Here is an 8,212-nt window from a genome sequence, read left to right on the forward strand (position 1 = left end):
GGTGCTCAGCGGGCCTGGCGCACGATGTTGTCCGAGCCGCTCTCCTGCACGGTCGGCTCGGGGCCGTCGTCCCACACGACCGTGTTGTCCGAGCCTCCGAACGACACTGTCCTGGTGTCATCGACGAACACCGTGTTGCCGCTGCCCGAGATCTCGATGCTCGTCGCATCGTCGACGATGACCGTGTTGTCCGAGCCGTGGATCGCCAGCACATCGCAGTCGCCTCGCACGGTGATCACCTGATCGGAGCCGCTGATGGTCGTCGTCGGGGTGGCGGCGATGGTCTTCTCCGAGTTGGCGATGGCCTCGAGCCATTCGGGATCGGTGATGTCATCGTCCGGGTCGTCCACATCCGTGGTCCTCGTGCTGGCCTGCGTGGTCGGGGCCGCTGCGGTGCTGGCGGGTGCGACGCTGGAGGCGCTGGGATCGGCAGAGGTCGAGGACACCGATGCCGGCTGCGTGGCCGTGGTCGGCGCGGAGGAGTCGTTGACGCTGAACGAGCAGCCGGAGGCCAGCAGGATGGCGCTGGTTGCGCCGGCTGCGACGAGGATGAGCTTCCTGCCGTGGTTCATCGGGTTCATGGTCATTGTTCCTTTCGTGGGCCCGCCGGTTGTTGGCGGGCCCGGGTTGTGGATCGAAGCCGGATGAAGTGGGCCCTGGGGCGTCGAGTGGTCGGCACCCCGTTTCATCTCGTCTGCTTAAAGCCTAGGGAACCGATGCAGCAGGCTTGTCGCTCCGATGTCGCAATCCGGCGACAGCCGATCTCAGCTGTCCCGGGGAGGTGGCGGCCGCGGCGCCAGGCGTCGGGTGGGACCCTCACGGGCTGGTGGTGAGGCCAGCGGGCCCTGCCGAAGCAGCAGGCCCCGGCAAGGCTCTTTCAGCTGGAGCCTTGCCGGGGCCTGCTCGTCCGGATGCGGGTCAGCCGGTCACGATGCCTGGCGCACCGTGTTGTCCGCGCCCGCCTCGCTGATCGAGGGCTGCTCCTCGCCGCTCCACACGATCGTGTTCTCCGAGCCGAGCAGGTTGATGGTGACCGGGTTCTTCACGTAGATCGTGTTGCCGCTGCCTCCGACAGTGAGGGTGCCGACGCCCTCGGCGACGATCGTGTTGTCGGAGCCGCCAACGTTCAGGCTGTCGCAGTCGCCGGCGATGCTGACGTTCGTCTCGGATTCCCAGATCGCGGTTGAGGCGGAGGCCTGGATCGTCCTGTCGGCCTGGTCGAGTGCCTCGCGCCAGGCCTCGTCGGTGATCTCGGCGGCCTCGTTCCCGGCCTCCTGGGCGGCACTCGCTGCCCCGGCGGCAGCGCTGGCGGCCTCGTCGGCGGCGCTGGCGGCCTCGTCGGCGGCGGAGTTGACGGCCGACGATGCGGCACTGGCAGCGGAGGAGACGGCGCTGGCGGCCGAGGCGGCGGTATCTGCGTCAGAACCGCCTCCCGAGCAGCCGGCCAGCAGGGTGATGCTGCCGAGCACGGCGGCAGCCTGAACGAGTCTCTTGGAACCGAAGGGGGTCATCGTGGTCCTTTCCGTGACCGGGCGGGTGAACTCCGGTGGGTGGTTGTCCGTCTGTTGTGGCGGGCAGGGTGGCCCGGCCCCATTGGCCGGACCGCCCTCATCCGCACCGATCGCCCGGTGAGACCACCGGATGTGTCTGGCCCTTCGGGGGACACCATGTGGTGGTTCCGGCGGGCACGCGGATTCCGCACGGAGCACAGTAGCAGCTGTCGCCTCAGGCTCGCGCCAGGTTGCGCAGCACGAACTGCATGATGCCGCCGTTGACGTAGTAGTTGCGCTCGCCGGGGGTGTCGATCCGCACGACGGCATCGAAGGTGGTCTCGGAGCCGTCGGGGGCGGTGGCGACGACGGTCATGGTCCTCGGGATGGTGCCGTCGTTGAGTTCCTCGACGCCCCTGATGGCGAAGGTCTCCTCGCCGGTCAGGCCGAGGCTTGCGGTGCTCTCGCCGTCGGGGAACTGCAGGGGCAGGACGCCCATGCCGATGAGGTTCGACCGGTGGATGCGCTCGAAGCTCTCGGCGATGACGGCTCTCACGCCCAGCAGCAGGGTGCCCTTGGCCGCCCAGTCGCGCGAGCTGCCCGAGCCGTACTCCTTGCCGGCCAGCACGACGAGGGGGACGCCGGCGGCCCGGTAGTTGAGCGAGGCCTCGTAGACGGTGCTGACTGGCGCGCCGGGCTGGGTGAAGTCCCTCGTGAAACCGCCCTCGGTGCCCGGGGCGAGCTGGTTGCGCAGCCGGATGTTGGCGAAGGTGCCGCGCATCATGACCTCGTGGTTGCCGCGGCGTGAACCGTAGGAGTTGAAGTCGAGCGGCTGCACGCCGTGCTCCAGCAGGTACCGTCCGGCCGGGGTGTCCGACTTGATGGCCCCGGCGGGGCTGATGTGGTCCGTCGTGACCGAGTCGCCGAGTTTGAGCAGTACGCGGGCGCCACGGATGTCGGCGACCGGGTCGGGCTCGGCGGGCATACCCTCGAAGTAGGGGGGCTTGCGCACGTAGGTGGAGTCCTCGTCCCAGGCGAAGAGATCGCCGGTGGGGGTGGGGAGGTTCTGCCAGCGCTCGTCGCCGGTGAAGACGTCGGCGTAGTCGGCCTTGTACATCTGCGGGTCGATGCAGTCGGTGATGACCTGCGCGACCTCGTCCTCGCTGGGCCAGATGTCCGCCAGGTGGACGGGCCGCCCGTCGGAGCCGATGCCCAGCGGCTCTGTGGTGAGGTCGGCGTCCATCGTGCCGACCAGCGCGTAGGCCACGACCAGGGGCGGGCTGGCCAGGTAGTTCATCTTCACGTCGGGGTTGATGCGCCCCTCGAAGTTGCGGTTGCCCGACAGCACCGAGGTGATGGCCAGGTCGTTCTCGCCCGCGGCCTGGGAGACCTGCGGGACCACGGGGCCGGAGTTGCCGATGCAGGTGGTGCAGCCGTAGCCGACCACGTCGAAGTCGAGGGCGGCCAGCGGCTCGATGAGCCCGGCCTTGGTGAGGTAGTCGGTGACCACCTGGGAGCCCGGGGCCAGGGTCGTCTTGACCCAGGGCTTGCGCCGCAGGCCCTTCTCGACGGCCTTCTTGGCCAGCAGGCCGGCGGCCACCATGACCGACGGGTTCGAGGTGTTGGTGCAGCTGGTGATGGCGGCCACGCCGATGGCGCCGTTGTCGAGACGCACCCGCTCACCGTCGATCTCGGTGTCGAGTGCCCTCGTGGTGTCGCTGACGTAGTTGGCGACGTCGCGGCGGAAGGTCTCCTGGGCCTCGTCGAGCCTGATGCGGTCCTGTGGGCGTTTCGGCCCGGCGATCGAGGGCCGCACGGTGGACAGGTCGAGTTCGAGGTACTCCGAGTAGGCGGCCTCGCGGGCGGGGTCGTGCCACAGACCCTGCAGCTTCGAGTAGGCCTCGACGAGGGCGATCTGCTGCTCGTCGCGGCCGGTCAGGCGCAGGTAGTCGAGGGTGACGTCGTCGACGGGGAATACGGCGATCGTCGAGCCGTACTCGGGGCTCATGTTGCCGATCGTGGCGCGGTTGGCCAGCGGCACCTGGACGACGCCCTCACCGAAGAACTCGACGAACTTGCCGACGACCTTGTACTCGCGCAGCATCTGGGTGATGGTCAGCACCAGGTCGGTGGCGGTGGCCCCGCTGGGCAGTTCACCGCTGAGCCTGAATCCGACGACACGCGGGATGAGCATGCTCACTGGCTGGCCGAGCATGGCGCACTCCGCCTCGATGCCGCCCACGCCCCAGCCGACGACGCCGAGGCCGTTGACCATCGTGGTGTGCGAGTCGGTGCCGACGCAGGTGTCGGGGTAGGCCTGCACGACGCCATTCACCTCGCGGGTGAAGGTGACCTGGGCCAGGTGCTCGATGTTGACCTGGTGGACGATGCCGGTGCCCGGGGGCACGACCGTGAAATTGTCGAAGGCGCCCTGGCCCCAGCGCAGGAACTGGTAGCGCTCCTTGTTGCGGCCGTACTCGATGTCGGTGTTCAGCTGCAGGGCCTGCGGCGTGCCGAAGTGCTCGGCGATGACCGAGTGGTCGATGACCATCTGCGAGGTGCTCAGCGGGTTGATGCGGGCCGGGTCGCCCCCCAGGTCGGCCATGGCCTCGCGCATGGTGGCCAGGTCGACGATGCAGGGCACGCCGGTGAAGTCCTGCATGATGACGCGGGCCGGCGAGTACTGGATCTCGTGGTGGGGCTGGTCGTCGGGTCGCCAGGCCGCGAGGGCCCTGATGTCGTCGGCGGTGACCGACGAGCCGTCCTCGGTGCGCAGCAGGTTCTCCAGCAGCACCTTCAGGCTGTACGGCAGGCGCTCGTGGCCGGGAACCGCGTCCAGCCGGAATACCTCGTAGTGGTTGTCCCCCACCACGAGGTCGTGGCGGGCATCGAAACTGTTCAGGCTCATTGACTCTTCCCAGGCGTCTGGTCTCCTGCGGCGGGTGAGCGCAGCGGCGACGATCCAGCGATTTATCTTGACATCAAGATAACACCGCGAGGATGCCCACCCATTCCGTATTGCTCAAAGCGGACACTATCAGTCCGCAATGCCCGGCAGTGGCACGGTCAAGGGGCGCTGGGACGGGCCACGAAGCGGACGAGGGTCTGGAGCCATCGCGGCTCCGGACCCTCGTCGGTGGATCGCTCGGTTCAGTCGCGGGTGAGGCGACGGTGGCGGCTGGCGTGGGGCCTCGCGGCCTCCTCGCCGAGTCGCTCGATCTTGTTCTTCTCGTAGTCGGCGAAGTTCCCCTCGAACCAGAACCACTTCGGGTCGTTGTCCTCGTCCCCCTCGAAGGCGAGGATGTGCGTGGCGATGCGGTCGAGGAACCAGCGGTCGTGGCTGATGACGACGGCGCAGCCGGGGAACTCCAGCAGGGCGTCCTCGAGGCTCTGCAGGGTCTCGACGTCGAGGTCGTTGGTGGGCTCGTCGAGCAGAAGCAGGTTGCCGCCCTGCCTCAGGGTCAGCGCCAGGTTCAGGCGGTTGCGCTCACCTCCGGACAGCACGCCGGCGGGTTTCTGCTGGTCGGGGCCCTTGAAGCCGAAGGACGCGACGTAGGCGCGGCTGGGCATCTCGAAGTTGCCGACCTTGATGTAGTCGAGGCCGTCGGAGACGACCTCCCACACGGTCTTGTCGGGGTCGATGCCGGCGCGGCCCTGGTCCACGTAGCTGATCTCGACGGTCTGACCCACCTTGAGCTCACCGGAGTCGGGGGCCTCCTCGCCGACGATCATCTTGAACAGGGTGGACTTGCCGACGCCGTTCGGGCCGATGATGCCGACGATGCCGGCACGCGGCAGGGTGAAGTCGAGACCGTTGAAGAGCCTGCGGTCGCCGAAGCCCTTGTGCAGGTCGGTGGCCTGCAGCACGTCGGCGCCCAGGCGCTTGCCCGGCGGGATGTTGATCTCGCTGGTGTCGATCTTGCGGAAGCGTTCGGCCTCGGCGGCGAGTTCCTCGTAGCGGGCCAGGCGGGCCCGGTTCTTGGCCTGGCGGGCCTTGGGGCTGGAGCGGACCCATTCCAGCTCCCGTTCGAGGATCTTGGCGCGCTTGGCGTCCTTCTGGCCCTCGATCTGCAGACGCTTGCGCTTGGTGTCGAGGTAGGTCGAGTAGTTGCCCTCGTAGGGGTAGAGGCGGCCGCGGTCGACCTCGCAGATCCAGCCCACGACGTTGTCGAGGAAGTAGCGGTCGTGGGTGATGCACAGCACGGCGCCCGGGTAGTTCTTCAGGTGGCCCTCGAGCCAGTTGACGGACTCGGCGTCGAGGTGGTTGGTGGGTTCGTCGAGCAGCAGCAGGTCGGGCTGTTCCAGGAGCAGTTTGCACAGGGCGACGCGGCGGCGCTCACCGCCGGACAGCACGTCGACGGGGGTGTCCGGCGGCGGGCACTGCAGGGCGTCCATGGCCTGTTCGAGCTGGGAGTCGATGTCCCAGGCGTTGCGCTGGTCGAGGGTCTCCTGCAGCTCGCCCATCTCGGCGAGCAGGGTGTCGTAGTCGGCGTCGGGGTCGGCGAGTTCGGCGCTGATGGCGTTGTAGCGGTCGAGCATGCCCTTGACCTCGGCGACGGCCTCCTGGACGTTTTCGAGCACGGTCTTGCCCTCGGTCAGCGGCGGCTCCTGCTGGAGCAGGCCCACCGTGGCGTCCTTGGCGAGGAAGGCCTCGCCGTTGTTGATGGGCTCAAGACCGGCCATCACCTTGAGCAGGGTGGACTTGCCGGCGCCGTTCGGGCCGACGACGCCGATCTTGGCGTCGGGGAAGAAGGACAGCGTGACATTGTCGAGGATGAGCTTCTCGCCGACCGTCTTGCGCACGTCGTGCATCTGGTAGATGAATTCAGCCATGAGGGCGTGGTTTTCCTTCGCGTCTGTTGGTGACCGCCTGCCGTGGACCGGGTGCGATCGGATGCCTTGGCCGGTGAACCGGACCTCACACCGGTGCACGAGCCGCACAGCATCCCCTGCCAGCTCCCGGACGGGGCGGGCGAGGCCGACGCGTGCACGGGCATCGGAGCACCTAGGTGCAACTCCTCAAGTATGCCAGTGCGGCCGGACCCGCCCGAACGGGCGCGCTGGATGGCCGTGGCAGTGTCGCGCCGGGTCCACCCGACGGGACACCTCCATCCGCGCGTCGTGACCCGGGCGTCCCCTGACGCGGGCGGTCCATATCACCCCAGCAGGCACCGACGCCTACGACCTGCGTCCCCCTGACGTGGGCGGGTGGTCCGGACCTGGCTCACGGACTCGGCTTCTTCCCGGTCCGTTGCGTCCCGGATGCCAGCGGTCCAGGTTTTACCGGTTGGGGTTGGTGAGGAGTGAGGATAGTTCGATGACGGTGACGTGGCGGGTGCCTGCGGGCCTGGTGGTGGTGTCGGTGCCGGTGTGTGCGGCGGCGGTCCAGGTGATGTTCCAGGTGCGGGTCGCGGTCACGGTGTACTCGCCGGGGGTGTCCCAGGCGTGTCCGCAGTACGGGGACGGGGCGTCCACCCCTGTCGGGTTCTGGTAGGGCACGGTGTGCCGGCAGGTCNCCGTGACCTGACGAACCCCGGGGTCGGGGGCGTGGAACCAGGTGTTGAACCCGACTGCCGTGGCGGCCCACTCGTTGGTGGCGGGGTCGGGGTCGAGCAGGATGCCCGGCTCGTCGAGGGTGAGGGCGGCGATCGCCCGGCGGGCCACCACGACCGGGTCGACCCCGGGGCCGGTCCCGGGACCGGTGTCCGGTTGTTGGCCGGTGGTGGCCGGGTTGAAGACCACGAAATCGCCGTCGGGACGGGTGATGGGGCCAGGATCGGCATCATCCTCCCCGGGCGTGGGGCCGGGCCCGGTAGGGGCCTGTGCTGGCGCCTGGCTCATCGGCCCGTACCCGCCACCATCCACGGGCCCTGTCCCGGCAACCTCATACGACTCAGACACCGACACCGAATAATCAGAGTTGGCGTCATTCGAGACCGAGATATCGAAGCGGTTGAAATCATTTCCAGAGCATGATGAGTCGCCTGCATCGCACCCATAAGCTTCGACTGGGGTCATCACGAAGCAGGTACTCAAAAGAGTCAAACCGAGACTCACCTTCAAGAAACTTCGCATGACTCCACGGACTCCCCATTGTTTCCATATATTTTGAGTTTCCCATCAATATCATATTTGAAGAACAATGAATTGAGGGAAAACCCGGAACTGACAAAAGATCCAGCTTGATCGACCAAGGGACTGCTGGTGGAGTCAGTGCAAACACGTAGCGTGGCTATTGAATCCTCACGCTTGACCTCTGGGGCCCGTCGCAACATCACGATACGCTCTTGGGTGCCCGGTTGCATCCTCCAGCCATTTTCAGTCATCTGTGCTAAGAATTGTTCAAAAACTTGTGTGTAGCCACCCATGATGTACTCGTTCATCTCGTTCGGTACACCATTGACACCGCCCTCAAGAAACGCCTGCTGTTCCAGCTCGAAATAGGCCCGGTAGACCCGCTCGGCCTCCGCATACAACTCGTCCTCAGACAACGACGCCGAAGGCACCGGCGAAGACGAGGCCGGCCCAGACGACGAGGCCGACTCCGCCGATGAGCCACCGGACGACCCGCCAGACCCACACCCGGCCAGCACCAGGGCCGCGCACAGGCCGGCCACCGCGAGACCGATCCGCCACCGGATCATGACAATCACCCCCAGGGCCCGTGATGTCCCCATCGTCACACCGGCCCGGCCACATCGGGAAGACCCAACCCGAACCTG

General features: G+C 67.4%; 5 protein-coding genes. All 5 read right to left on the minus strand.

The features are described 5' to 3' along the window. Positions 1-5 precede the first annotated feature (5 nt). Positions 6-581 (minus strand): DUF3060 domain-containing protein, encoded by a 576-nt coding sequence (locus PROPJV5_RS01970; RefSeq protein WP_182858526.1) that lies wholly within the window; start codon positions 579-581, stop codon positions 6-8. Positions 582-926: 345 nt separating this feature from the next. Then, positions 927-1,511 carry a DUF3060 domain-containing protein gene (locus tag PROPJV5_RS01975; protein ID WP_182858527.1) on the minus strand — a complete coding sequence of 195 codons (585 nt, stop codon included), beginning with the start codon at positions 1,509-1,511 and terminating at the stop codon, positions 927-929. 214 nt (positions 1,512-1,725) lie between these two features. Beyond that, positions 1,726-4,398, minus strand: coding sequence for an aconitate hydratase AcnA (acnA, locus tag PROPJV5_RS01980; RefSeq protein WP_119714633.1), 2,673 nt, complete (start codon positions 4,396-4,398; stop codon positions 1,726-1,728). A 242-nt stretch (positions 4,399-4,640) separates the two neighbouring features. Continuing rightward, the gene (gene ettA, locus PROPJV5_RS01985; RefSeq protein WP_119714634.1) at positions 4,641-6,323 is read right to left on the minus strand and encodes an energy-dependent translational throttle protein EttA; all 1,683 of its coding nucleotides are present in this window, start codon (positions 6,321-6,323) and stop codon (positions 4,641-4,643) included. Between the two features lie 1,226 nt (positions 6,324-7,549). Beyond that, a partial coding sequence (locus PROPJV5_RS12350; RefSeq protein WP_220474291.1) for a hypothetical protein occupies positions 7,550-8,212 on the minus strand: 663 nt, incomplete at its 5' end.

Source organism: Propionibacterium ruminifibrarum (genome assembly GCF_900289195.1).
Taxonomy (GTDB): Bacteria; Actinomycetota; Actinomycetes; order Propionibacteriales; family Propionibacteriaceae; genus Propionibacterium; species Propionibacterium ruminifibrarum.